This window comes from Rhodobacteraceae bacterium M385 (genome assembly GCA_025141835.1).
GTDB lineage: Bacteria > Pseudomonadota > Alphaproteobacteria > Rhodobacterales > Rhodobacteraceae > Gymnodinialimonas.
The window spans coordinates 1,471,170-1,495,062 of the sequence record CP081102.1; the positions used below are offsets into that span (position 1 = coordinate 1,471,170).

Genomic DNA, 23,893 nt, shown 5'->3' on the forward strand with positions numbered 1-23,893 from the left:
GACGCATCGACGTCAACAGACATCAGGAAACAGGCGGTGCGCGACAGCGGGCCGCCTGTTTTCGTGCGCGTGCCGTTTTGTGTAACATTGCGATAAGCGCGGGCTTGGGGTAGCTGAAAGGTCACCATTTTGTTCCGCGACTGACCCAAGGGGACCGCATATGACCCGAGCTTTCATTTTTCCCGGCCAAGGGGCGCAAACCATCGGCATGGGCCGCGCCCTCGCGGACGCTTATCCGGCCTCGAAGGCCGTCTTCGCAGAGGTGGATGACGCCTTGGGCGAAAGCCTGTCGTCGCTGATCTGGGAAGGCGAGATCGAGTCCCTGACCCTGACGCGCAACGCGCAGCCTGCGTTGATGGCCACATCGCTGGCGGCGATGGCGGCGTTGAAGGCGGAAGGCGTTGATGTAACCGCGGCGTCCTTTGTCGCCGGGCACTCGCTGGGCGAATACTCGGCCCTTTGTGCGGCGGGCACCTTCAGCCTTGCGGATACCGCGCGTCTGTTGCGCCTGCGCGGCGAGGCGATGCAAGCGGCCGTTCCGGCGGGCAAGGGGGCCATGGCGGCGGTTCTGGGCCTTGACCTTGCAGCGGTAGAAGAAGTGGCAGCGGAAGCGGCCCAAGGCGAGGTGTGCGAAGCGGCCAACGACAACGATCCGGCGCAAGTCGTGATTTCCGGCGCGAAAGCCGCGGTGGAGCGGGCTTGCGAGATTGCCAAAGCCAAGGGCGCAAAACGCGCATTGCTGTTGCCGGTGTCCGCGCCGTTCCATTGTGCGTTGATGCAACCGGCCGCCGACGCCATGGCGCAAGCGCTGGGCGAGGTGGATATGCAAGCCCCTGCCGTGCCACTGGTGAGCAACGTATTGGCGCGGGCCGAAAGCGCTCCCGCTGTGATCCGAGAGAACCTTGTCGTGCAGGTCACGGGCCGGGTCCGTTGGCGCGAAAGCGTGGCGTGGATGGCGGCCGAGGGCGTCACGGAAGTGTATGAGATCGGCGCGGGCAAGGCCCTGTCGGGGATGGTCAAACGCATTGACCGCGCTGTCACGCCCCATGCCGTCGGCACGCCGGACGATGTGACCAAAGCGCTAGAGGCGCTGGCCCAATGACCTTTAACGAGGCCATGGCTCTGCAACCGATGTGGGTGCAGATATGGCTTAACATACTGCTTTTGGGTGCGTTTATCCTGCCCCTGTCCTTTCTGATCTGGAAACAGAGCCGCATGGCAGGGATTGTCACCTTGGTGGTGTCCGTGCTTGCGGCGCTGGGCGTGTCTTGGATGTATGGGCAAATGGGGTACGTAAAACTGCTCGGGCTGCCCCATGTCATCTTGTGGCTACCTTTGGCGGTGTATCTATGGCGGCAAATACGTCGGACAGACATGCCGCAATGGCCTCGGCGCTTGATGTCTGTGACATTGGCGATCATCGTGATCTCGCTGGCGTTTGACATCGTGGATGTTGCGCGTTGGGTGCTGGGAGAGCGTGAAGCGCAAGCGGGCACGTTGGCGACGGTGGAATGAACGCGGTCAAGTTGCCGTAGAATAAGAAGTGAGAAGGGGTGGAAATGTTTGACCTGACAGGAAAAAACGCGCTGGTCACCGGCGCATCGGGCGGCATCGGTGCCGCGATTGCACGGCAGTTGCACGCAGCGGGCGCCACGGTGGGCCTGTCGGGCACACGGGTTGAGCCGCTGGAGGCGCTGGCCGCTGAACTGGGCGACCGCGCCCATGTGTTGCCCTGCAACCTGAGCGATGCCGAGGCGGTGGACGCTCTGCCGAAAGAGGCGATTGCCGCGATGGGCAGCCTGGACGTGCTGGTTAACAACGCGGGCATCACGAAGGACAACCTGTTCATGCGCATGTCAGACGACGAATGGGCCAGCGTGCTGGAGGTCAACCTGACCTCGACCATGCGCCTGTGTCGGGGCGCTTTGCGCGGCATGATGAAGGCGCGTTGGGGCCGGATCATCAACGTCTCGAGCGTTGTGGGGACCACGGGCAATCCGGGACAAGCCAATTACGCGGCCTCTAAGGCGGGCATGGTGGGCATGTCGAAATCGCTGGCCTATGAGGTCGCGAGCCGTGGAATCACCGTGAACTGCATCGCGCCGGGTTTCATCGAAACGGCGATGACCGACAAGCTGACCGACGACCAGAAAGAGAAGATTTTGGTGCAGATTCCAGCAGGTCGCATGGGCTCTGCCGACGAGATCGCGGCCTCGGCCTTGTTCCTTGCGAGCGCGGAAGCGGGCTATTTGACGGGCACCACGATGCACGTAAATGGCGGCATGGCGATGATTTAGATGGAATGCTAAGGCGCTTGACCTTACGTTAGAAAGGCACGCTCAAGGCATTGCCATGGCCGCAACATATGCTATAGGCGGCGCAGATTTCACCGGAGGACTTGTTCCCCCGGTTGGCCTTTCCCACCTAATCTGGGTGGTGCGGGCATCCTGAGAGGCCGCAACGGCAGCACTGAAACAGGGGCGCACAGAACCGTGCATTTGCCCTGACACAAGATGAGGAACGTAACATGAGCGACATCGCAAGCCGCGTGAAAAAGATCGTTGTTGAGCACCTGAGCGTGGACGAAGATAAAGTTGTTGAGGGCGCGTCCTTCATCGACGATCTGGGCGCAGATTCGCTCGACACAGTCGAGCTGGTCATGGCCTTTGAAGAAGAATTCGGGATCGAGATCCCTGACGACGCGGCCGAAACGATCCAGACGTTCGGCGACGCGACGAAGTTCATCAGCGAAGCAACTGCCTAATAGCGCAGTGTTTCTTGCGCGACAGCGCATGTGATTTTACGGCGTTCGGAGCGATCCGAGCGCCGTTTTATGTTGGACGGGGGAGACGCTGGTCAACGATTTTGCGATGCAAAAACGTTCACATCGCCCCTCCCGCCGTCCCACAGGGGCTATCTGGGGGTGTTTCCGCCGAGGCTGGCCCGAAGGGATTGCGCCTTGGGGGGCGTTTCCGGTAATTGAACAGGCAAAGACAAACATAGGGGTTTGGGCATGCGGCGAGTGGTTGTAACGGGTCTGGGGCTGGTAACGCCTTTGGCATCGGGCGTAGAGGAAACGTGGAGCCGTCTTTTGGCGGGGCAATCGGGCGCGGGTCCGATCACACGGTTTGATCCTGAAGGCTACGGCACGACTTACGCGTGCGAAGTTCCGCGCGGCGATGGCACCAACGGCACGTTCAACCCTGACGAGTGGATGGAGCCGAAAGAGCAGCGCAAGGTTGACGATTTCATCCTTTATGGCATGGCTGCCGCCGTTCAGGCCGTGGAAGACGCTGGCTGGAAACCCACCGACAAGGAAAGCCTGGAGCGCACCGGCTGCCTGATGGGTGCGGGCATTGGCGGGCTTTCGTCGATCGCGGATACATCGATTGTGTTGAACGAGCGTGGTCCCCGCCGGGTATCGCCGTTCTTCGTGCCTGGCGCGTTGATTAACCTGATCTCGGGCCAAGTTTCGATCCGCTACGGCTTCAAGGGGCCGAACCACTCGGTGGTGACGGCCTGTTCCACGGGCGCCCACGCCATTGGCGACGCGGCCCGTCTGATTGCCTTTGACGACGCTGATGTGATGGTTGCGGGCGGCGCGGAAAGCCCGATCTGCAAGATCGGCATCGCCGGGTTCAACGCCTGCAAGGCGCTGTCCACCAAGCGCGCTGATGAGCCCGAGAAAGCCTCGCGCCCTTGGGATTCCGACAGCGATGGCTTCGTCATGGGCGAAGGTGCGGGCATGGTTGTGCTGGAGGAATACGAGCACGCCAAAGCGCGCGGCGCGAAAATCTACGCGGAAATTCTCGGCTATGGCCTGAGCGGCGATGCCCACCATATCACCGCCCCGCCCCCTGACCACGAGGGCGCAGAGCGGGCGATGCGCGCGGCGCTGAAACGCGCCAAGCTGGAACCTTCGGCGGTGGATTACGTGAACGCCCATGGCACCTCGACCATGGCCGATACAATCGAATTGGGCGCGGTAGAGCGGCTGATGGGCGATCACGCGAAGAACCTGCGGATGTCTTCGACCAAATCCATGACGGGGCACCTTTTGGGGGCTGCGGGCGCGATTGAGGCGATCTTCGGCATCCTCGCGATCCGCGACAACGTGGCACCGCCCACGATGAACCTCGACAATCCAGCGGCGCAGACAGAGATCAACCTGTGCGCCAACGAGAAGCAGGAAGGCGAGATCAACATCGTGCAGTCGAACTCTTTCGGGTTTGGCGGCACCAACGCTTGCCTGATCATGGGCCGGGTGTAACCGACCATGTGGAAGCACATTGCCGCCAACGGCATTTCATTCCTGATCGTGGCCCTGATCGCTGCGGCTGCGGCTTTGGGCTGGGGACAGCGGCAATGGACCGGTGAAGGGCCGTTGGCGCAAGCCGCGTTCTTCGAGGTGGAGCAGGGCGATACGCTTTCGCGTGTCTCGGAACGGTTGGAAGCCGCGGGCGCGATCCGATCTGCAACGGTGTTCCGCGTCGGCGTGCGTGCGGCGGACCGGGCGGGCGACCTGCGTTTTGGTAACTACGAAATCCCCGCCGGCGCGAACATGGCGCAGGTGTTGGAGATCGTCACAGCCGGCGGGCCTTCGTCGTTCCGCTACCGGGCCACTTACGTTCTGCGCAACTCGGGTACGGGGCAAATGCGCCTGAGCGAGCGCAACCCGTCGACGGGTGAGGTCGAGGAGATCGCGCGTTTTGCTTATGAAGATGGCGTTCCCGTGGAATATGCCACGCTGGTGGATGAGGGCACGCCAATGCTCTACCGCCTTGTTATTCCAGAAGGTTTGACAAGCTGGCAGGTGGTGCAAGGCTTGATGGCGGCGGATTTCCTTGACGGGGAAATCGTTGATATCCCCGCCGAGGGGATGCTGGCACCCACCACGATTGAGGTGAGCCGGGGCGATAACCGTCTGGAACTGCTGGCGGAAATGCAGGCCAACCAAGAGCGGATCTTGGCAGAGGCTTGGGCGAACCGGGCCGAGGGTATTCCGATTAGCACACCCGAAGAGGCACTGATTTTGGCCTCGATCATCGAGAAAGAGACCAGCGTACCCGACGAGCGGGGCCGGGTGGCCAGCGTGTTCACCAACCGTCTGAACCAAGGGATGCGCCTGCAAACGGACCCTACGGTGATCTACGGCGTCACCAATGGGCGCGGTATTCTGGGGCGGGGCTTGCGCCAGTCTGAGCTGCGCGAAGAGACACCGTGGAACACATACGTGATTAACGGTCTGCCCCCAACGCCGATTGCCAACCCCGGACAGGCGGCGATTGAAGCGGCGGTGAACCCCGACAGCACGGATTTCATCTTCTTCGTGGCCGATGGCACCGGTGGCCACGCCTTTGCCGTTACGCTGGACGAGCATAACGCCAACGTCGCCCGCTGGCGCGCGATTGAGGCGGAGCGTAACGGAAACTAATCCGACATTGGTAGGGAGAGGGTGGAATCGACCCTCTCCCTACCGGATTCTCCTACTTTCAGCGGTTTTGTTAACCTTTCACGTGCTCAGACGCGGGAAGGGTGGCGAACCTGTGCAAGTTTTTGAGGGGCGGCGTACGGTGCCCTGAGCGGATGGCAGCGGGAGAAAACGCTTGATTTCATGGGGCCGAGCAGCGCTTGGTTAATCAATTGTTAGCGCACGGTGCGGGCATTAACCCTTTGAAAACGCAATACTTGTTGACCCACCGAACGGCCCATGGCACCTATTTAAGCACGCTGGAAGATGTGGGTTCAACGGCCATTCAGGGGTAATTCCTTGGGGGCCGTTTCTTTTTGTCCGGGTGAGACGGGGTGGCACGCCCCGGCGGACGAAAGATCGCTTTTGCGAGGCGACATCCTGCTCGTGACCGAGAGCTTTCACGGACACGAGGATATCTAACATGACACGTAATCAGGAAATCGACCCTTCGGAAGACACGCGGGACGAAACGCTGGCGCTGCAAGCGCAGGAGGCGTTCGACCGCGCCGTGCGGGCTTTGCAAGACAGCTGCACCACGCTGGAGCAAGCGCCCGAAGCCGGGGAAGGGGATGTAACGAAAGCGGTGCGCCAGATGAATGGCGCGTTTCTGCACACTATGGAAATGCGGGAGAAGGCACGTGAAGCAGGTTGCAAACGTTTCGGAGCGGGGGGCGCTGGCGCGCTCGACCTTGATGAAGCCCGGGCTGAAATCGGGCTCCGCTTGGCTTGCCTGCGCGGATCGGGACACGGAGGCGGCGTTTCTGAGCAGCCTGAATGAGAACGCGCTGGCCGCCTTGCCGTGGTTGTTCGAGTTCTGGGCCTTGCCGCACCAATTGCCCCCTGAGGGCGATTGGACCACCTGGGTGGTGTTGGGTGGCCGGGGCGCGGGCAAGACGCGGGCAGGGGCCGAGTGGGTCCGCTCGATGGTGGAAGGGGCCACGCCAGAGGCGCCGGGGCAGGCCAAGCGCGTGGCCTTGGTGGGGGAAACCTACGATCAGGCCTTGGCGGTGATGGTGAAGGGAGAGAGCGGGCTGATCGCCTGCTCTCCGCCGGACCGGGTGCCGCGTTGGGTTGCTGGAGAGCGCAAGCTGGTCTGGCCTAACGGCGCAGAGGCACGGGTTTATTCGGCCCATGACCCCGAGGCTTTACGGGGGCCGCAGTTTGATCTGGCTTGGGCGGATGAATTGGCGAAATGGCCTAAGGCGCAGGAAACATGGGATATGTTGCAGTTCGGGTTGCGGTTGGGGAAGCACCCTCAGCAGATCGTCACGACCACGCCGCGAAATGTTAACGTCCTTAAGGAATTGCTGAAGCGCGATGGCGTGGCCCACACCCACGCCCCCACAGAGGCCAACGCGGCCTATCTGGCGGACTCGTTCCTGACTGAGGTGCGATTGCGCTACGGCGACACGAGGTTAGGTCGGCAGGAACTGGACGGCGTGCTGCTGGAGGATGTGGAGGGCGCGCTGTGGACCCGGCCCCAGATCGACGCCAACCGTTTGGCTGGGGCACCAGACGTGACACGGGTGATCGTGGCGGTAGACCCGCCGGTAACGGGCCACGCGGGATCGGACGCTTGCGGGATCGTCGCGGTGGGCATCATCGAGAGCGGAGACCCGGCGCAATGGCGTGCCGTGGTGCTGGAGGATTGCTCGGTCCAGGGGGTGTCGCCGAACCAATGGGCCAACGTGGCCGTTGCGGCGTACCACCGCTTCGGTGCGAGCCGGATGGTGGGCGAGGTAAACCAAGGCGGGCAGTTGGTAACGGACGTGGTCCGGTCGGTGGACCCCACGATCAATTTCCGCGAAGTTCGCGCCTCGGTCGGGAAGGTGGCGCGGGCGGAACCGGTCGCAGCACTTTATGAGCAGGGGCGCGTGGCCCATGTGGGCACTCACGCGGAACTGGAAGATGAGATGTGCAAAATGGCGCTGACGGGGTTTGAGGGCCAAGGCTCTCCGGACCGGGTGGACGCGCTGGTTTGGGCCCTGACAGAAGGCATGTTGGTGCCCGCAAAGACCCGGCTGAAGCCGGCCATTCGCAACCTTTGACAACACCCTAAACGGGCCACGCTTGGTGGCTATGGAGCGGGCACGCGCGGGCGGGCTCGTTCTTCATGTATGACTTGAGGAGTGGCTTATATGGTATTGGATTTCCTAAAAAAACCCACCGTCTCTGCGCCGGAGGCCAAAGCCTCTGCCAGCGCGAAACTGGCGGTCTGGGGCTCGTCCGGCCGGGTGGTTTGGAGCCCGCGCGATGTGGGCTCTCTCACCAAGAACGGCTTCCTGGGCAACCCTGTGGGCTTCCGGGCCGTGAAGGTGATCGCCGAGGCGGCAGCGGCGCTTCCGGTGGTCTGCCGCGATGCTGAGCGCCGCTATGATGCGCACCCGGTTCTGTCGCTTTTGGCGCGGCCTAACGCGGGCCAAACCCGCGCGGACCTGCTGGAGGCCGCTTTCGCGCAGCTGATGTTGTCGGGCAACGCCTACGTCGAAGCGCTGATGCCCGAGGTCGGCATGCCGGGGGAGTTGCACGTCCTACGCTCGGACCGGATGAGTTTGATCCCCGGTGCCGACGGATGGCCCAAGGCCTACGACTACACGGTTGGCGCGCGCAGCCACCGCTATCCGGCGGACTTGATCTGTCATATCCGCAATTTTCACCCTCAAGATGACCACCACGGCCTTGCGCCGATCCAAGCGGCGGCCACGGCGATTGACGTGCACAACTCGGCCGCGCGGTGGTCGAAAGCGCTGTTGGATAACGCCGCTCGTCCATCTGGTGCTATTGTTTACAACGGCTTGGAGGGGGCGGGCACGATGAGCCAGGATCAGTTCGATCGCCTTCAGATGGAGCTGGAAAGCCACCACCAAGGGGCAAGAAACGCGGGCCGTCCGATGTTGTTGGAGGGGGGGTTGGACTGGAAGCCGATGGGGTTCAGCCCCTCGGATATGGAATTCCAGAAGACCAAAGACGCCGCCGCCCGAGATATTGCGCTGGCGTTCGGGGTGCCGCCAATGCTGCTTGGCATCCCCGGCGACGCGACCTACGCCAACTACGCCGAGGCCAACCGGGCGTTCTATCGCTTGACGGTTTTACCGCTGGCAGAGCGGGTTTGGGCCTCTCTCTCTCATTGGTTGTCGGGCCTGTCCGGCGACGTGGTGGAGGTCAGACCGGACCTCGACGGGGTGCCCGCACTTGCCGCCGAACGTGAGGCGCAATGGCGACGCGTGTCGGAGGCAGGTTTCCTGACAGATGCAGAAAAACGCCGGATGCTGGGGCTGCCGGAGCAGCCCGAGACATGACTGATACGCGGGGTTCTGGCGGCTCTCGCTACCTCTATGCGCCGTTTGACGCGGCCAACGCGCAGATCGAGGCAAACGAGCGGGTGCAACAGGAACGGTGGGCCGCTTTGGCGTTCCGGCTTGAGGCGATCGAGCTGGCGCTGCAACGGCTGGAAAAGCGCCTTTGGCTGGCCGTCTTTGGCGTCGTCTCGGTGATCCTCGCGCAGGGGATAAGTCAGCTACTTAACTTGAACGTCGGCGGATAGGAGTTTGATATGAAATCACTTTCTGAAAGTGACCTGGAGATGAAATTCCAGAAGTTCGACAGCGACCTGACCTTGGATGACGGCTTTGTCATTGAGGGGTATGCCTCGCTGTTCGGCGCCAAGGACCAGGGCGGAGATGTCGTGGAAAAAGGCGCTTACGCCAAATCCTTGGGCAACGGCCGCCGGGTCAAAATGTTGTGGCAGCATGACCCGAATGAACCCATCGGGATCTGGGACGAAATCCGCGAGGACGACCGCGGATTGTTCGTTAAGGGGCGGCTCTTGAAGTCCGTAGCCCGCGCCCGAGAGGTCGCTGCGCTGACCAAAGCCGGCGCGATTGACGGGCTTTCCATCGGCTACCGCACGGTGAAATCCCACAAGAACGAAAGGGGCCTGCGGTGCCTTTCGGAAGTGGAGCTGTGGGAGGTGTCGCTTGTCACATTCCCCATGCTCCCAGAGGCGCGTTTGGATGCCCACGAGGGCAAATCGGACACGCTTCTAGAGCTGGCGCGGGTGTTCGACACCGCACGCCAATCCCTGGCGGCCCGCAAGGCCCGCTGATCTCGGCCCCGCAATCTGGGGGCACACTCAACCACAAGGGACATCCCATGACCGAGACCGCTGAGCGGAGCGCGGGCAGCGCTCCTATGGCTGAAGTCAAGACCGCGATCGGCGGGTTCTTGAATGAATTCAACCAATTTCAAGACGACATGAATGCAAAATTTCAAAAGCAGGAAGACCGTATTGCCATGCTGAACACAAAGACCAACACCTATCAACGTCCCGCTCTTTCCGCGGACATCGACACAACAGCGCCCCATAAGCTGGCGCTGAAATCCTACCTTCGTTGCGGCGATGATGATGCGCTTCGGGGGCTAGAGCTGGAAGGCAAGGCGATGAATACCGCCGTCAATGCCGAGGGCGGCTATCTGGTCGATCCGCAAACCTCAGAAATGATCCAATCGGTGCTTCGGTCCTCTTCCTCGCTGCGGTCGGTGGCCAATGTGGTGACGGTCGAGGCGACCTCTTTCGACGTGTTGATCGACAGCACGGATACCGGCGCGGGGTGGGCCGATGAGGTCAGCGCTACGACGGAAACGGATACCCCGACGATTGAGCGGATTTCCATTGCGTTGCACGAGCTTTCGGCGCTGCCCAAGGCATCTCAGCGGCTGTTGGATGATGCGGCATTCGACATCGAAGGCTGGCTCGCGGGGCGCATCGCCGACAAGTTCGCCCGCGCTGAAGCGGCGTCGTTCATCAACGGCGACGGCTCGGGCAAACCGACCGGCCTGTTGACCCACCCGACAGAGGACAACGGCAGCTGGACCTGGGGCAACCTGGGGTATGTGGCCACGGGAACGGCGGGTGACTTTGATGCTGCCAACCCGGCCGATGCCATCGTGGACTTGGTCTATGCCTTGGGCGCACGTTACCGCGCGAACGCGAATTTCATCATGAATTCAAAGACTGCGGGTGCAGTACGCAAAATGAAGGACGCCGATGGCCGCTTCCTGTGGTCTGACGGTCTAGCCGCCGGGGAGCCCGCCCGCCTGATGGGCTACCCGGTGCTGATCGCCGAGGATATGCCAGACATTGCCGTTGACGCGATGGCGATTGCTTTTGGTGATTTCGGCGCGGGCTACACCATTGCTGAGCGTCCGGATCTGCGGGTTCTGCGTGACCCGTTCTCGGCCAAACCGCACGTCCTTTTCTATGCCACCAAGCGCGTGGGCGGCGACGTGACCGACTTTGCTGCGATCAAGTTGATGAAATTCGGCACGAGCTGAATGCAATTCGTCCATCCCGCCCGGTGGCCGAGTGTAGCCATGGGGCGGGCGGGGCGTGTGTGCGGGCCTTTGCGGGTCCAGCTGCGCGTCTCTCCGCATGAGCAGCGCGGAGGTCGGTGCCACGCCCCACATTTCACCGAAACAAATTTCCCGGAGATTTCAACATGATGATGGTCGAATTGACCTCTGTTCCCAGTGCCTCATTGCCGGTGGATACGCTGTCGAGCCACCTGCGCTTGTCCTCGGGATTTTCCGACGATGGCAGTCAGGACACGCTGTTGGAGGGGTGTCTGCGGTCCGCCATGGCCGCGATTGAGGCGCGGATTGGCAAGGTTTTGATGCAGCGGCAGTTCGCTTTGACGCTGGTGGTTTGGCACAATCCGGCCAGCCATGGGTTGCCGATTGCGCCGGTCTCCAGCGTCGATAGCGTGAAGCTAATCGCGCGAAACGGCGCTGAGACCATCGTGAATGAAGACCGCTACGTGCTGCGTGCGGATGCGCATCGCCCGAGTATCGAGACTGTTACCGGGGCCCTGCCGGCACCGCCCGGGGGCGGCACAGTGGAAGTCACGGTAACAGCGGGTTACGGGCCGGATTGGGAGGACATTCCTGCCGATCTGCAACGCGCATTGTTGGCGTTGGCAAGTGAGTTCTACAGCTCGGGCGGGGCGATTTCGCCGCCAATTCCGGGCCATGTGATGGCTTTGATCGAACCCTACCGCCAGATCCGATTGCGGGGGGGCGCGATATGAAAGAGCCGCATCTGAACCGAAAACTGACCCTCGAGGCCCCGGTACGCTCCAGTGATGGCGCGGGCGGCTTTTCTGAGGTTTGGCAAGCTCTTGGCTGCATCTGGGGGGAGGTTTTGCCCCGTGGGGCTGGCCGTGAGACGGAGGCATCGGAGCTGAATTTAAAGGTCACGATAAGGGCAGCTCCGCAAGGGGCCCCGTCGCGGCCTACGGCGGCGATGCGGTTTCGAGACGGTGCCCGAGTGTACCGCATCGACGCGGTGACGGAAGCCGATGCCGCCGGGCGCTATCTGGTGTGCTTTGCCAAAGAGGAGGTGGGCGCATGAGCTATGCCGCCACAGCCGCCCTGCAAGAGGCGGTCTTTACTGCGTTAACCATGGATTCAGCGGTTTCGATGCTGACCGACGACGCGATCTACGACGCGTTGCCGCCGGGGCCTGTGCCGTCGGTCTACGTCAGCCTTGGGCCGGAGCGGGTGCGCGATGCCTCGGACGTGGTGGGGGACGGGGCCGTGCATGATTTCCCCGTCACCGTGGTCTGCGACGCGGCGGGTTTTCACGCCGCCAAGACCATCGCCGCCGCCGTGTCCGACGCCCTGATAGGGGCTGATCTGACCCTTGCGCGGGGCAGTTTGACGGGTCTGAACTTTCTTCGCGCCCGCGCCCGGCGGGTAGGGGATGGCCGCGAAATCGAAGTCTGGTTCCGCGCCATGATCGATTCCAGTGACGCCTAGGCGTTTCCAGCTAACAAATTGACAATGATGGAGAAATCCCATGACGGCACAGAACGGAAAAGACCTTCTGGTGAAGGTAGACATGGACGGCAACGGCGTGTTCGAGACGATGGCAGGGCTGCGTGCCTCGCGTCTGTCGTTCAACAGCGAAAGCGTGGATGTAACCAGCCTGGAAAGCACCGGCGGGTGGCGGGAATTGCTGCGTGGGGCGGGGGTGAAATCAGCCTCGATCAGCGGCTCTGGCATCTTTCGGGACGCCTCCACGGACGAACGGGCGCGGGACATTTTCTTTGAGGGCGGGATGCCCGATTTCCAGGTCGTGATCCCCGATTTCGGCATCGTGGAGGGGGCGTTTCAGATCAGCTCCATCGAATACGCGGGCACCCACGACGGCGAGGCGACCTACGAAATCTCCATGGCGTCGGCGGGCGCGTTAACCTTTACGGCGATCTGAGCCATGGCGAACCCTTGGACAGGCGAAGTGGCGTTAACCTTAAACGGGGAACGGCAAACCGCAAAGCTGACGCTAGGGGCGTTGGCGGAGCTGGAAGAATGGCTGGGGGCGGGATCTCTGAGCCAGATGGTCGCCCGGTTCGAGGGGGACGGGTTGAAGTCTGCGGATGTGCTTGCGTTGGTTTGCGCCGGCCTGCGCGGCGGCGGCTGGCGGGGCCAGATGGAAGACCTGCTGGAGGCCGAGATTGAGGGCGGCATTCTAGAGGCGGCAAAGATTGCAGCGCGGCTTCTGATCCTGGCCTTTCGCCCGGTGCCCTCATGAGCAGCCCCCCCGTCGGTTTCGATTGGCCTGCCCTAATGCGCGTGGCTTTTCAGGGGCTTGGCCTGTCGCCTGCGGATTTCTGGGTGATGACGCCGGTAGAGTTCTTGATCCTACTTGGCCCCGAAAACGGCGCGGCCCCTTTGCGAAGAGATGCGTTTGAAGCGCTTCTTTCGAGGTTCCCAGACACAAGAAATGAGGACGGATATGACAGAGATGGATGACACTCTCAGCCGCTTTGATACCGAGATTGCAGAGCTGGAAACGAGCCTTGCGGGGGCGACGTCGATGGCGGCGGCGTTCCAAGGGGAACTGCGGGAAATGCAGGGCGCCATGCTCTATACCGGGCGCGAGGTCAGCTCGATGAGCCGGGCCATTGGCGGCGGGTTGCGGCGGGCTTTTGACGGCGTGGTGTTCGACGGAATGCGCTTGTCTGATGCCTTGCGAAACGTGGCCACGAGCATGGTCGACGCAGCCTACAACACCGCGATGCGCCCGGTTCAAAACGCCGTCGGGTCGGTTTTGGGCGACGGCGTTAACAATTTGCTCAGCGGGATTTTGCCTTTCGAGAAAGGCGGCGCGATCAGCCAGGGACGGGTCATGCCGTTTGCACGGGGCGGCGTGGTGAGCGGACCGATGACTTTCCCCATGCGTGGCGGCACGGGGCTGATGGGCGAAGCGGGGCCGGAGGCGATCATGCCCTTGCGACGCGGACCCGACGGCAAGCTGGGGGTCGCGGCGGCGGGCGGCGGCGGTGGGCCAGTGCATGTCACGATGAATATTACCTCGCCCGATGTGGCTGGTTTCCAGCGGTCTTCCAGCCAGGTGGCCGCACAGATGCAACGTGCTTTGGCACGTGGTCAACGCAACCGATAGGGGAGAAAAGCCATGGGATTTCATGAGGTTCGCTTTCCTGCAAATTTGAGCTTCGGTTCCGTCGGCGGGCCCGAGCGTCGCACAGAGGTGGTTGCGCTGACCAACGGGTTCGAAGAACGCAACACGCCGTGGGCGCATTCACGCAGGCGCTATGATGCGGGCGTCTCAATGCGCTCACTCGATGATATCGCGCTGATGATCGACTTCTTCGAGGCCCGTCGCGGCCAGCTTTATGGGTTTCGGTGGAAGGATTGGTCTGACTTTAAATCCTGCCTCCCTTCAGCCGATCCTACGTTCCGGGATCAGCGTATTGGGACCGGCGATGGAGAAACTAGAACGTTCCAACTGAGCAAGACCTACCAATCGGGCATTAACTCTTATGCGCGGCCGTTAACGAAACCGGTGAAAGGGACAGTGCTGGCGGGCGTGTCGGTGGATGAACTGGTCGCGGACGTGCATTTCACCATCAATTACACCAGCGGAGAGATCACTTTCGTGGATGCGCCGCCCCAGAATGTAGAGGTCACGGCGGGCTTTGAATTCGACGTCCCGGTGCGATTCGACACGGATGTAATCCAAACGTCTGTTGCGTCATTTCAGGCCGGTGAAGTGCCCAATGTTCCCGTTGTGGAGATCAGAATATGAGTGTTCAAGAGCTTGATATTCACCTGAAAACCGGCGCAACAGGCGTGTCGAGATGCTGGCGGGTGACCCGAGTTGATGGCACCCAGTACGGGTTTACAGACCACGATTGTGACCTGTCTTTCGACGGCACAACCTTTCGTGCAGGCACGGGGCTTAGTGCCGCCGCGCTCACCCAAACCACCGGGCTGTCGGTCGATAACACAGAGGCCGTGGGAGCGCTTTCGGACGGGGCCATCACCGAAGATGACATCTTCGCCGGGCGCTTTGATAGCGCCGAGGTTGAGGCGTGGCTGGTGCAATGGGCTGCCCCCGAAAACCGGGTTCTGCAATTTCGCGGCACCATTGGAGAGATCACGCGGGCCAATGGCGCCTTTTCGGCCGAGCTGCGCGGCCTCGCGGAGCGGATGAACGTGCCGACAGGCCGCGTTTTTCAGCGCAATTGTCAGGCCGTATTGGGGGACAGGAAATGCGGGTTCGACCTAGAAACAGCGGGCTACGTGACAGAGGCGACGGTGAGCATGACCGACGGGCGCATGTTCACCTTTGACGGATTGGTGGCGTTTGAGCCGCGGTGGTTTGAGCGCGGGCGCTTGCAAGTGCTGACCGGGGCCGCAGCGGGCCTGTCCGGCGCGGTGAAGTTGGACCGCGTGGAGGAGGGCGTTCGCAAGGTCGAGCTGTGGGACAGTCTACGCCTGCCGATTGCACCGGGTGATAGCGTTCGGCTGACGGCAGGGTGCGACAAGCGCATGGAAACCTGTCGGCTGAAGTTCGTTAACCTCGTTAACTTCCAAGGCTTCCCTGACATTCCGGGTGACGATTGGCAGGCCGCGCATCCGACACGGCTTTCGTCGCGAAATGGTGGATCGCTCCGATGAATGACGTGGTCAGCGCGGCGAGGGCCTGGCTGGGAACGCCATATGTGCATCAGGCCGCCTGCAAAGGCGCGGGATGTGACTGCCTTGGCCTTTTGCTGGGGGTGTGGCGCGAGCTTTACGGAGATTTGCCTGCGCCAGTGCCAGCCTACACCAATGACTGGTCCGAAACCTCACACGAGGAACGGTTACTGCAATCGGCGCGTAAGCATTTGATCAAAAAGCCTTTAAGAGAGGCCGCGGCTGGCGACGTTCTGATTTTCCGAATGCGCAATGGTGCGGTCGCGAAGCATGTGGGTTTGCAAACGCAGGCCGATACCGAGCCCCGATTCATACATGCCTATTCCGGGCGCGGCGTCACCGAGGGCGCTTTGACGCCCCCTTGGGCACGGCGCGTTGCGGCGCGTTTCGCCTTCCCCGAAAGGAATAACTGATATGGCTACCCTTCTCCTTTCCGCCGCCGGTGCGGCGGCTGGGGGGCTCATTCAAGCCCCCATTCTTGGCATGACCGGTGCCGTGCTTGGCCGTGCCGTTGGCGCGACCATTGGTCGGGTGATTGACCAACGACTTTTGGGGAGCGGCTCGGAGCCGATCGAGGTTGGACAGACTGATCGCCTTCGGATCACCGGCGCGGGGGAAGGGGCGCCGATTGTGCAGCTTTATGGGCGGATGCGGTTGGGTGGCCACGTGATCTGGGCCACGCAGTTCCAAGAGCATGCGAACACTAGCGGCGGCAGCGGCAAGGGCGCGCCACCGCAGCCGCAGACCACGACCTATTCCTACAGCATCAGCCTTGCAGTGGCTTTGTGTGAGGGGAAGATCGCGCGGATTGGCAGGATCTGGGCGGACGGGGTGGAAATTGACCGCGAAGCTGTCACTTGGCGGCTTTACAAGGGAACCGAAGATCAGATGCCCGATCCGCTGCTTGAGGCGGTCGAGGGGGACGGCGCTGTGCCCGCCTATCGCGGCACCGCCTATATCGTTTTCGAAGATCTCGACCTGACGCCCTATGGTAACCGCGTGCCGCAATTCGCCTTTGAAGTGGTGCGACCGGCTCAGCCCAAAGCCCCCCATGTGCCCAGTGCAGCAGAGGCGATCCGCGCCGTCGCGCTGATGCCCGGCACAGGAGAATACGCGCTGGCCACCACCCCGGTGAGCCGCCGCTTTGGCCTTGCCAGAGGGTCCTCCACCAATGTGAGTGCGGAAGGCGGGGTGACGGATTTTTCTCAATCCCTGGAACATTTGCGGGGCTCTTTGCCCAATCTCGAGTCGGTCTCGTTGATCTATTCGTGGTTCGGCGATGACCTGCGAGCGGGCCATTGCGAGGTGCGCCCGAAGGTGGAGCAGGGCGACTATGACGGATTGGAAATGCCATGGCGCGCGGGCGGGATTATCCGGCAAATGGCCGAGGAGATTGCGCAGGTTGATGGGCGCGCGATTTATGGCGGCACGCCTGCCGATGCCTCGATCCTGGAGGCGATTGAGGCGATCCATGAGGGCGGCCAAGAGGTCACATTTTATCCGTTCTTGCTGATGGAAGTGTTGGAAGGCAACGGTTTGCCCGACCCTTACGGCGCCGATGAACAGCCCGCGTTGCCTTGGAGGGGCCGGATAACCGGAGATGTAGCAGCTGGCTTGCCTGGCACCACCGATAAAACCGCAGCAAATCGCACGGCCATCGAGGCGTTTTTTGGCACCGCGAAAGCCACGGACTTTAGCACCGGGTATGCGGGCGTCGGCTATTCTGGTCCGGCGGAATGGAGCTACAGCCGCTTCATTCTGCATTGCGCCGCGCTGTGTGCACAGGCGGGCGGGGTGGAGGCGTTCTGCATCGGCTCTGAAATGCGCGGGTTGACGCAAATGCGCGACGATGAGGGGTTTCCTGCGGTGGATGCCTACATCGCGCTCGCCGCCGAAGTGCGCGCGCTACTGCCTGAGGCGAAGATCACCTATGCGGCTGATTGGACGGAGTATTTCGGTTATCATCCCCAAGACGGATCAGGCGATGTCTACTACCACCTCGATGCGCTTTGGGCCGATGAAAACATCGATATGGTCGCTATCGACAATTACATGCCGATGAGCGATTGGCGCGAGGGAAACGCGCATCTGGATTACGAGAAGGGCCCGATCCATTCGCTCGATTACCTGAAATCCAATATTGAGGGCGGGGAGGGGTACGACTGGTATTACTCCGGTCCCGAGGCCGAAGCGGCGCAGCGCCGTGATGTGATCGAAGACGGCGCCTTTGGGCAGGATTGGATCTACCGTTTCAAGGATTTGCGCAATTGGTGGACCAACCCGCACTTGGACCGCCGCGACGGTTATCAACTGGCCACGACGCCCCTCACCTCGACACTGCCGTTCGATGGGGCGTTCAGCAACGACGATGATTATTGGGCCGCAAGCTATCCCTTTGGAGAAAGCTCTCTTGATAGCCAAGTCGGGTTTACGGCGGCCTATGCCGAGGCGACGGTCGAAACCGTGGCAGGCGAAGGTAAGGTGCTTGAGGTTCGCGACACATATCGCATCATGAGTGAACGTGGCTATCGCCCGTTTATTCCGGGTCAACGGGTCCGGTTGACGGTGCGGACGCGGTTGACGGCGCCCCTCGCCAGTGGCCAGTCGCATCGCTTTATGGTGTTCGCATTGGGCATCCGAGATGACGGCGGGTATGGCGGCTACAGTATCTTGGCGACGATAGACGGGCTGAAGGTCGCGGATGGGTGGGTAGACTATCAGATAGACGTGGTGCCGGAGGATTTGATCGGCACAGGCCCGATGCAGTCGGGGCTCAAGGGATGGCGCATCTCGGTCGGGTTCAACGGGCACTCAATTAACACTCTTGCGGGCGTGGTTCAGCAGGTGTCGCAGGTCTCCGTAGAGTCTCTTTCCGGGCAGTCGCTATGGGTGCCGAAATCCAAGCCGATCTGGTTTACGGAGTTCGGCTGCGCGGCCATTGATAAGGGCACGAACCAGCCCAACCGCTTCCTTGATCCGAAATCGGCGGAAAGCGGCATTCCCAAATACTCCAATGGTCGGCGCGATGATCTGATCCAAGCGCAGTACCTGCGCGCCACCATGGGCTATTGGGCGGAAGAAGGGCGAAATCCTCTGTCCGATCAATATGATGGGCCGATGCTTGATATGGGGCGGGCCCACGCTTGGGCCTGGGACGCACGGGTGTGGCCTGCCTTTCCCAACGACAGAGAACGGTGGAGCGATGGGGAGAATTGGGCGAAGGGGCATTGGTTAACGGGACGGTTGGATGCGCAGCCGCTGGACCTGGTGGTGTCGGAAATCTGCGAAGAGGCGGGCATCCGTGATTATGATGTTTCGAAGCTTTTTGGATTGGTGCGGGGCCATGTCTCGGCGCAGACGCAAAGTGCGCGGGCGCGGTTACAGCCGTTGATGCTCGCCTATGGTTTCCACGCGGTTGAGCGCGACGGAAAGCTGGTGTTTTTACCAGTCCCGCAAGAGCCAGAAAAAGTGATCGAGGCCCCACTGACGGCGCGCGATGACGATGGGGAGGGCGGATTCACCCATGCCCGCGCGCCCGAAGCGGAAACCGTTGGACGCTTGCGCATTGGCTATACCGAGGCCGAGGGCAGCTATGAAGAAAAGGTGGCAGAAGCGGTCTATCCCGGTGACGGAGCCGATCAGGTAAACGACGTTGATCTTCCGCTGGCGCTGACCTCTGTTGAAGGGCAGGGCATGGCCGAGCGATGGTTGGCCGAGGGGCGGGTGGCCCAAGATACGCTGCGCTTTGCGCTGCCCCCGTCGGAGCGCGCCTTGGGGGCCGGGGCCTTGATCGCAACTGAGGACGGCCATACGTGGCGCGTCGATCGTGTAGAAGATCGGGGCTTTCGTCAGCTAGAGGCGGTCCGGGTCGAACCCTCGACCTCTTTCCCATCGGATGAGGTGGAAGAAGCGGCCAGTTTTGCCGCCTTCGTGCCGCCGCTGCCGGTCACGCCGGTGTTCCTCGATCTGCCGCTGTTGACGGGGGACGAGGTTGAACATGCACCGCATTTGGCCGTTGCCGCAGACCCTTGGCCCGGATCGGCGGCGGTCTATTCCGCGGCGGGCCCCGATGGGTTTGCCCTGAACCGGCTGGTGGAACGCCCCGCCGTCGTGGGTACGCTGTTGCAACCGCTGCATCGCCAAGAGCCGGGGATTTGGGACCGGGCAGGCGCGGTGCAAATACGGCTGGAGACCGGGGGCCTGTCTTCGGCGGAACTGTCAGCCGTTCTTGCGGGCGGTAACGCGGCGGCGATTGGCTCGGGCGAAGATGACATTTGGGAGGTCATGCAGTTTGCCGAGGCAACGCTTGTGGGCCCCGATACATGGGAGATCGCGATGCGCCTGCGGGGCCAGCAAGGCACCGATGCGGTGATCCCCGACGTTTGGCCAGAGGGCAGTCTGTTCGTGCTTCTGGACGGGGCGGTGGGGCAGGTCGATCTGGCCAGTTCTGCCCGCGGGTTAGAGCGCTATTGGCGCGTCGGCCCGTCGCGCAGGTCCGTGGATGATCCGAGTTACGTGGAAAGAGTCGTTGCGTTCCAAGGTATTGGCCTGCGCCCTTATAGCCCCGCTCACCTGCGTAGCAGCCATAGCGGAACGGCGCGTGACATCACCTGGATCCGACGGTCACGGATTGATGCGGATAGTTGGGATGGCACTGATGTGCCCCTTGGCGAGGCGTCCGAGCAGTACATTCTACGGATATCGGACGCTCAAACGATCCGCCGGGAAGAGGTGCTGAGCGCGCCCGCCTTCACCTACACCGACGCGATGCGTGCCAGCGATGGCACGCTCACGGACTACTCCATCGAGGTCGCTCAAGTCTCCGAACGGTTCGGGGCGGGGCCAATTGCAAGGATTCAGATCAATGACTGACACTCCAGAACTGGCGCTGCCGTTATTGGCACCGGCTCAAGCGCAAAAGCATGTCACTGTGAACGAGGCGCTGATGCGCTTGGATGGACTGGCGCAGTTGCGCTTGCAATCGATCTCGGAAACCACGCCCCCGGCGGCGTCTGACGGGCTTACCTACGCCGTGCCGTCGGGCGCGGTGAATGCCTGGGCCGGGCAGGAGGGGGCGGTGGCCATCGCGTCTGGCGGCGGCTGGATTTTCGTGCCGGCGCAACGGGGCTGGCGCGCGGTGGTGCTGGACGCGGGATCGCTGGCGATTTTTGACGGGGCCACGTGGCGCGTGGGCGCGCAGACGTTGACGCCGGGCGGCGCCTCGGTCGGGTTGACGAGCGCAGAGTTCGACGTGCCTCTAACCGCCAGCGCAAGCGTCACAACGCCCGTTGTTTTCCCTGCTAGGTCAATTGCTTACGGCATCACGGGGCGGGTCATTTCGGCCATCACGGGGGCCGCGACAACATGGGATATCGGGGTCTCGGGCGATTTGCAGCGCTATGGATCGGGCCTTGGCACGGCCCTGAATTCTTGGGTCAGCGGCCCCGGCGCGCCACAGGTCTATTGGTCCCCCACGGCGCTGGAAATTACCGCCCAGGGGGGCAATTTCGCGGGCGGAACGATCCGATTAATCGCCCACTACGCGGAATTGTCGCTGCCCGATCCTGTGTAAAACTGTAACTTCACCTAACAGTCTACACGTTATCGTTTTATGGACCTTTGCGGTGCGCTCGCCTATTCTGGTTTCAACGTATCGCAAAGGAGGCGGCCCATGGCGCGCACTCAACCCAACGACCGGACCCATATCTCGGAAGTTGATCCCGTTTGGACAAGGATCACCGAGGAAGCCACGACCGCCATCGCCTCTGAGCCATTGCTCGGCGGGTTGGTCCATGCTTGCGTCCTCCACCATCCCTCTCTTGAGAAGGCCCTCGCGTATCGCGTGGCGCAAAAGCTCGCGTCCTCTGAGATGTCCGAGCAGCTGCTGCGCGAGATTGCGGATGAGGCTTTTGCCTCGGACGCCAGCCTTGGGGCGCAGGCGCGTGCGGATATTGTGGCGGTCTTCGACCGCGATCCCGCCTGCCATCGGTTCCTGCAACCTTTGTTGTTTTTCAAGGGCTTCCAAGCGATCACCGCCTACCGTGTCGGCCATTGGCTGTGGCGTCAGGGGCGTCGCGACCTGTCTTATTTCATCCAGATGCGGGTGAGCGAAGTCTTTGGCGTGGATATCCATCCGGCGGCGCGCGTGGGGCAAGGGATCATGATCGACCACGCGCATTCCATTGTGATCGGTGAAACCGCGGTGGTGGGCGACAATGTCTCAATGCTGCACTCCGTCACCTTGGGCGGCACCGGTAAAGAGGAAGAGGATCGCCACCCAAAAATTGGCAATGGCGTGTTGATCGGGGCCGGTGCGAAAGTGCTTGGCAATATCGAGATCGGCCATTGCTCGCGCATCGCGGCGGGCTCGGTGGTGTTGTCCGCCGTACCGCCGATGAAGACCGTGGCAGGGGTGCCTGCGAAGATCGTGGGAGAGGCCGGGTGCGATCAGCCCTCCATGACGATGGATCACCTGTTTGGCGGGCCAGCTAGCGCGCTTTAGATTCTGAGATGACAAAAGAAAGCCCCCGCATGGATCACCATGCGGGGGCTTTTTGCGTTCTATGCCAGCGTCTTAGCCCGCGCGAGAGGCGCGCTTGCGCTCATGCGGGTCAAGGTGACGCTTGCGCAGGCGAACCGCGTTTGGCGTCACTTCGACCAATTCGTCATCGTCGATATAGGCGATGGCTTGCTCCAGCGTCATGGTGACGGGCGTGGTCAGTTTGACCGCCTCGTCGGTGCCGGAGGCGCGCACGTTGGTCAGCTTTTTGCCCTTCAACGGGTTCACTTCCAGATCGTTGTCGCGGGAATGCTCGCCAATGATCATACCGGTATAGACCGGAGCCTGAGCGCCGATGAACATCTTGCCACGATCTTCCAGGTTCCACAGGGCAAACGCTACCGAAGAGCCATTTTCCATAGAGATAAGAACACCTTGGCGGCGACCGGGGATCGCGCCTTTGTACGGTGCCCATTCGTGGAACACACGGTTCAGAACGCCGGTGCCGCGCGTGTCGGTCAGAAATTCGCCGTGGTAGCCGATCAGGCCACGGGACGGAACATGGGCGATGATGCGGGTTTTGCCCGCGCCCGCTTGTTTCATCTCGGCCAGCTCGCCCCGGCGTCCGCCCGTCAGCTTTTCGATCACCGCGCCGGAGTATTCGTCATCCACGTCGATGGTGACTTCTTCGATGGGCTCATGGCGCACACCGTCGATTTCGCGGAACAGCACCTGCGGGCGAGAGATCGACAGCTCGAACCCTTCGCGGCGCATGTTTTCGATCAGAACGCCCATCTGAAGTTCGCCACGTCCGGCGACCTCAAAGGCTTCGCCGCCCGGCGTGTCCGAAATCTTGATGGCGACGTTTGATTCCGCCTCTTTCATCAGACGCTCACGGATAACGCGCGATTGCACCTTCTTCCCGTCACGTCCCGCAAGTGGCGAATCGTTGATGCCGAAAGTCACGGTAATGGTAGGCGGATCAATGGGTTGAGCTTCCAGCGGCTCATCCACAGCCAGGGCGCAGATGGTGTCGGCAACGGTGGATTTCGTCATCCCCGCGAGGGACACGATGTCCCCTGCCAGCGCTTCGTCGATGTCTTGTTGCGCAAGGCCCCGGAAGGCTTGGATGCGGGTGACGCGGAACTGTTCGATTTTCTCACCAAGGCGCGAAAGGGTCTGAACCGTTTGGCCAACTTTGAGGCGGCCGGATTCCACACGACCCGTCAACAGGCGGCCCACGAAAGGGTCCGCGCCAAGGGTGGTCGCCAACATGCGGAAGTCATCGTCTTGATGGTTGATCTGCTTGGGCGTGGGGACGTGGTTCACGATCAGGTTGAACAGCGCGTGCAGGTCTTTGCGCGGCCCGTCGAGTTCGTGATCGGCCCAACCGGAGCGGCCCGAGGCGTACATATGCGGGAAGTCCAGCTGGTCTTCGTCGGCGTCCAGCGAGGAGAAGAGGTCAAACACCTCGTCCAGCGCGCGGTCAGGCTCTGCGTCGGGTTTGTCCACTTTGTTCAGAACCACGATCGGGCGCAGGCCAAGGGCAAGCGCCTTGGAGGTCACGAATTTGGTCTGAGGCATCGGGCCTTCGGCCGCGTCCACCAGCAGCACGACGCCGTCTACCATCGACAAGATACGCTCTACCTCGCCACCGAAATCGGCGTGGCCGGGGGTATCAACGATGTTGATCCGCGTGCCCTTCCATTCCAGCGAAGTGGGCTTGGCGAAAATGGTGATCCCGCGCTCGCGCTCAAGGTCGTTGCTGTCCATGGCGCGTTCGGCGACGGCCTGATTTTCCCGGAAAGCGCCGGATTGTTTCAGTAGCTCGTCCACCAATGTGGTCTTGCCGTGGTCAACGTGCGCGATGATCGCGATATTACGGAGGTCCATTACGATGGCCTTTAACTAAAGAAGTG

25 protein-coding genes are annotated in these 23,893 nt (G+C 61.8%); 24 read left to right on the top strand and 1 reads right to left on the bottom strand.

Features of this window, described 5'->3' with window-relative positions; translation table 11 throughout:
- Positions 1 to 160: 160 nt before the first annotated feature.
- The 24 genes from fabD (at position 161) to cysE (ending at position 21,977) form a co-directional block, all read left to right on the top strand.
- On the top strand, positions 161 to 1,102 hold the full coding sequence (gene fabD, locus K3728_07155; GenBank protein UWQ96987.1) for an ACP S-malonyltransferase: 942 nt from the start codon (positions 161 to 163) through the stop codon (positions 1,100 to 1,102).
- Entirely contained in the window at positions 1,099 to 1,515 is a 417-nt protein-coding gene (locus K3728_07160; protein ID UWQ96988.1) for a hypothetical protein, read from the top strand. Before fabD ends, K3728_07160 begins: the two co-directional genes overlap by 4 nt.
- Before the next feature lie 44 nt (positions 1,516 to 1,559).
- Complete coding sequence (gene fabG, locus K3728_07165; protein UWQ96989.1) at positions 1,560 to 2,297, top strand: 3-oxoacyl-[acyl-carrier-protein] reductase; 738 nt, start codon at positions 1,560 to 1,562, stop codon at positions 2,295 to 2,297.
- 230 nt (positions 2,298 to 2,527) lie between these two features.
- On the top strand, positions 2,528 to 2,764 hold the full coding sequence (locus K3728_07170; GenBank protein ID UWQ96990.1) for an acyl carrier protein: 237 nt from the start codon (positions 2,528 to 2,530) through the stop codon (positions 2,762 to 2,764).
- A 249-nt stretch (positions 2,765 to 3,013) separates the two neighbouring features.
- Complete coding sequence (gene fabF, locus K3728_07175) at positions 3,014 to 4,270, top strand: beta-ketoacyl-ACP synthase II (GenBank protein UWQ96991.1); 1,257 nt, start codon at positions 3,014 to 3,016, stop codon at positions 4,268 to 4,270.
- Positions 4,271 to 4,276: 6 nt separating this feature from the next.
- Positions 4,277 to 5,434 carry an endolytic transglycosylase MltG gene (gene mltG / locus K3728_07180; protein ID UWQ96992.1) on the top strand — a complete coding sequence of 386 codons (1,158 nt, stop codon included), beginning with the start codon at positions 4,277 to 4,279 and terminating at the stop codon, positions 5,432 to 5,434.
- A 635-nt stretch (positions 5,435 to 6,069) separates the two neighbouring features.
- Positions 6,070 to 7,521 (top strand): terminase family protein, encoded by a 1,452-nt coding sequence (locus K3728_07185; GenBank protein ID UWQ96993.1) that lies wholly within the window; start codon positions 6,070 to 6,072, stop codon positions 7,519 to 7,521.
- 90 nt (positions 7,522 to 7,611) lie between these two features.
- Complete coding sequence (locus K3728_07190) at positions 7,612 to 8,772, top strand: phage portal protein (GenBank protein UWQ96994.1); 1,161 nt, start codon at positions 7,612 to 7,614, stop codon at positions 8,770 to 8,772.
- On the top strand, positions 8,769 to 9,017 hold the full coding sequence (locus tag K3728_07195) for a hypothetical protein (GenBank protein ID UWQ96995.1): 249 nt from the start codon (positions 8,769 to 8,771) through the stop codon (positions 9,015 to 9,017). The genes K3728_07190 and K3728_07195 overlap by 4 nt, the downstream gene beginning before the upstream one ends.
- A 9-nt stretch (positions 9,018 to 9,026) precedes the next feature.
- Complete coding sequence (locus K3728_07200) at positions 9,027 to 9,578, top strand: HK97 family phage prohead protease (GenBank protein UWQ96996.1); 552 nt, start codon at positions 9,027 to 9,029, stop codon at positions 9,576 to 9,578.
- A gap of 47 nt (positions 9,579 to 9,625) precedes the next feature.
- Positions 9,626 to 10,807 carry a phage major capsid protein gene (locus K3728_07205; protein UWQ96997.1) on the top strand — a complete coding sequence of 394 codons (1,182 nt, stop codon included), beginning with the start codon at positions 9,626 to 9,628 and terminating at the stop codon, positions 10,805 to 10,807.
- A gap of 164 nt (positions 10,808 to 10,971) precedes the next feature.
- Positions 10,972 to 11,559, top strand: a complete 588-nt coding sequence (locus K3728_07210; GenBank protein UWQ96998.1) for a hypothetical protein — start codon at positions 10,972 to 10,974, stop codon at positions 11,557 to 11,559.
- Positions 11,556 to 11,882, top strand: a complete 327-nt coding sequence (locus tag K3728_07215; protein UWQ96999.1) for a head-tail adaptor protein — start codon at positions 11,556 to 11,558, stop codon at positions 11,880 to 11,882. The genes K3728_07210 and K3728_07215 overlap by 4 nt, the downstream gene beginning before the upstream one ends.
- Positions 11,879 to 12,289, top strand: coding sequence for a DUF3168 domain-containing protein (locus K3728_07220; GenBank protein ID UWQ97000.1), 411 nt, complete (start codon positions 11,879 to 11,881; stop codon positions 12,287 to 12,289). The genes K3728_07215 and K3728_07220 overlap by 4 nt, the downstream gene beginning before the upstream one ends.
- Positions 12,290 to 12,329: 40 nt before the next feature.
- Positions 12,330 to 12,743, top strand: a complete 414-nt coding sequence (locus K3728_07225; protein UWQ97001.1) for a phage major tail protein, TP901-1 family — start codon at positions 12,330 to 12,332, stop codon at positions 12,741 to 12,743.
- 3 nt (positions 12,744 to 12,746) lie between these two features.
- The gene (locus K3728_07230) at positions 12,747 to 13,064 is read left to right on the top strand and encodes a gene transfer agent family protein (protein ID UWQ97002.1); all 318 of its coding nucleotides are present in this window, start codon (positions 12,747 to 12,749) and stop codon (positions 13,062 to 13,064) included.
- Positions 13,061 to 13,285, top strand: coding sequence for a phage tail assembly chaperone (locus tag K3728_07235; protein ID UWQ97003.1), 225 nt, complete (start codon positions 13,061 to 13,063; stop codon positions 13,283 to 13,285). Before K3728_07230 ends, K3728_07235 begins: the two co-directional genes overlap by 4 nt.
- Complete coding sequence (locus tag K3728_07240; protein ID UWQ97479.1) at positions 13,278 to 13,937, top strand: phage tail tape measure protein; 660 nt, start codon at positions 13,278 to 13,280, stop codon at positions 13,935 to 13,937. Before K3728_07235 ends, K3728_07240 begins: the two co-directional genes overlap by 8 nt.
- Before the next feature lie 12 nt (positions 13,938 to 13,949).
- On the top strand, positions 13,950 to 14,582 hold the full coding sequence (locus tag K3728_07245; GenBank protein UWQ97004.1) for a DUF2460 domain-containing protein: 633 nt from the start codon (positions 13,950 to 13,952) through the stop codon (positions 14,580 to 14,582).
- A complete protein-coding gene (locus tag K3728_07250; protein ID UWQ97005.1) occupies positions 14,579 to 15,457 on the top strand; it encodes a DUF2163 domain-containing protein in 879 nt (292 codons plus the stop codon). Before K3728_07245 ends, K3728_07250 begins: the two co-directional genes overlap by 4 nt.
- Positions 15,454 to 15,888 carry a C40 family peptidase gene (locus tag K3728_07255; GenBank protein UWQ97006.1) on the top strand — a complete coding sequence of 145 codons (435 nt, stop codon included), beginning with the start codon at positions 15,454 to 15,456 and terminating at the stop codon, positions 15,886 to 15,888. The genes K3728_07250 and K3728_07255 overlap by 4 nt, the downstream gene beginning before the upstream one ends.
- Before the next feature lies 1 nt (position 15,889).
- Complete coding sequence (locus K3728_07260; protein UWQ97007.1) at positions 15,890 to 20,347, top strand: glycoside hydrolase TIM-barrel-like domain-containing protein; 4,458 nt, start codon at positions 15,890 to 15,892, stop codon at positions 20,345 to 20,347.
- Complete coding sequence (locus K3728_07265) at positions 20,340 to 21,047, top strand: DUF2793 domain-containing protein (GenBank protein ID UWQ97008.1); 708 nt, start codon at positions 20,340 to 20,342, stop codon at positions 21,045 to 21,047. Before K3728_07260 ends, K3728_07265 begins: the two co-directional genes overlap by 8 nt.
- Before the next feature lie 99 nt (positions 21,048 to 21,146).
- On the top strand, positions 21,147 to 21,977 hold the full coding sequence (gene cysE, locus K3728_07270) for a serine O-acetyltransferase (protein UWQ97009.1): 831 nt from the start codon (positions 21,147 to 21,149) through the stop codon (positions 21,975 to 21,977).
- Positions 21,978 to 22,049: 72 nt separating this feature from the next.
- Here cysE and typA read toward each other — a convergent pair whose 3' ends face one another.
- A complete protein-coding gene (gene typA, locus K3728_07275) occupies positions 22,050 to 23,867 on the bottom strand; it encodes a translational GTPase TypA (GenBank protein UWQ97010.1) in 1,818 nt (605 codons plus the stop codon).
- Between the last annotated feature and the right edge of the window lie 26 nt (positions 23,868 to 23,893).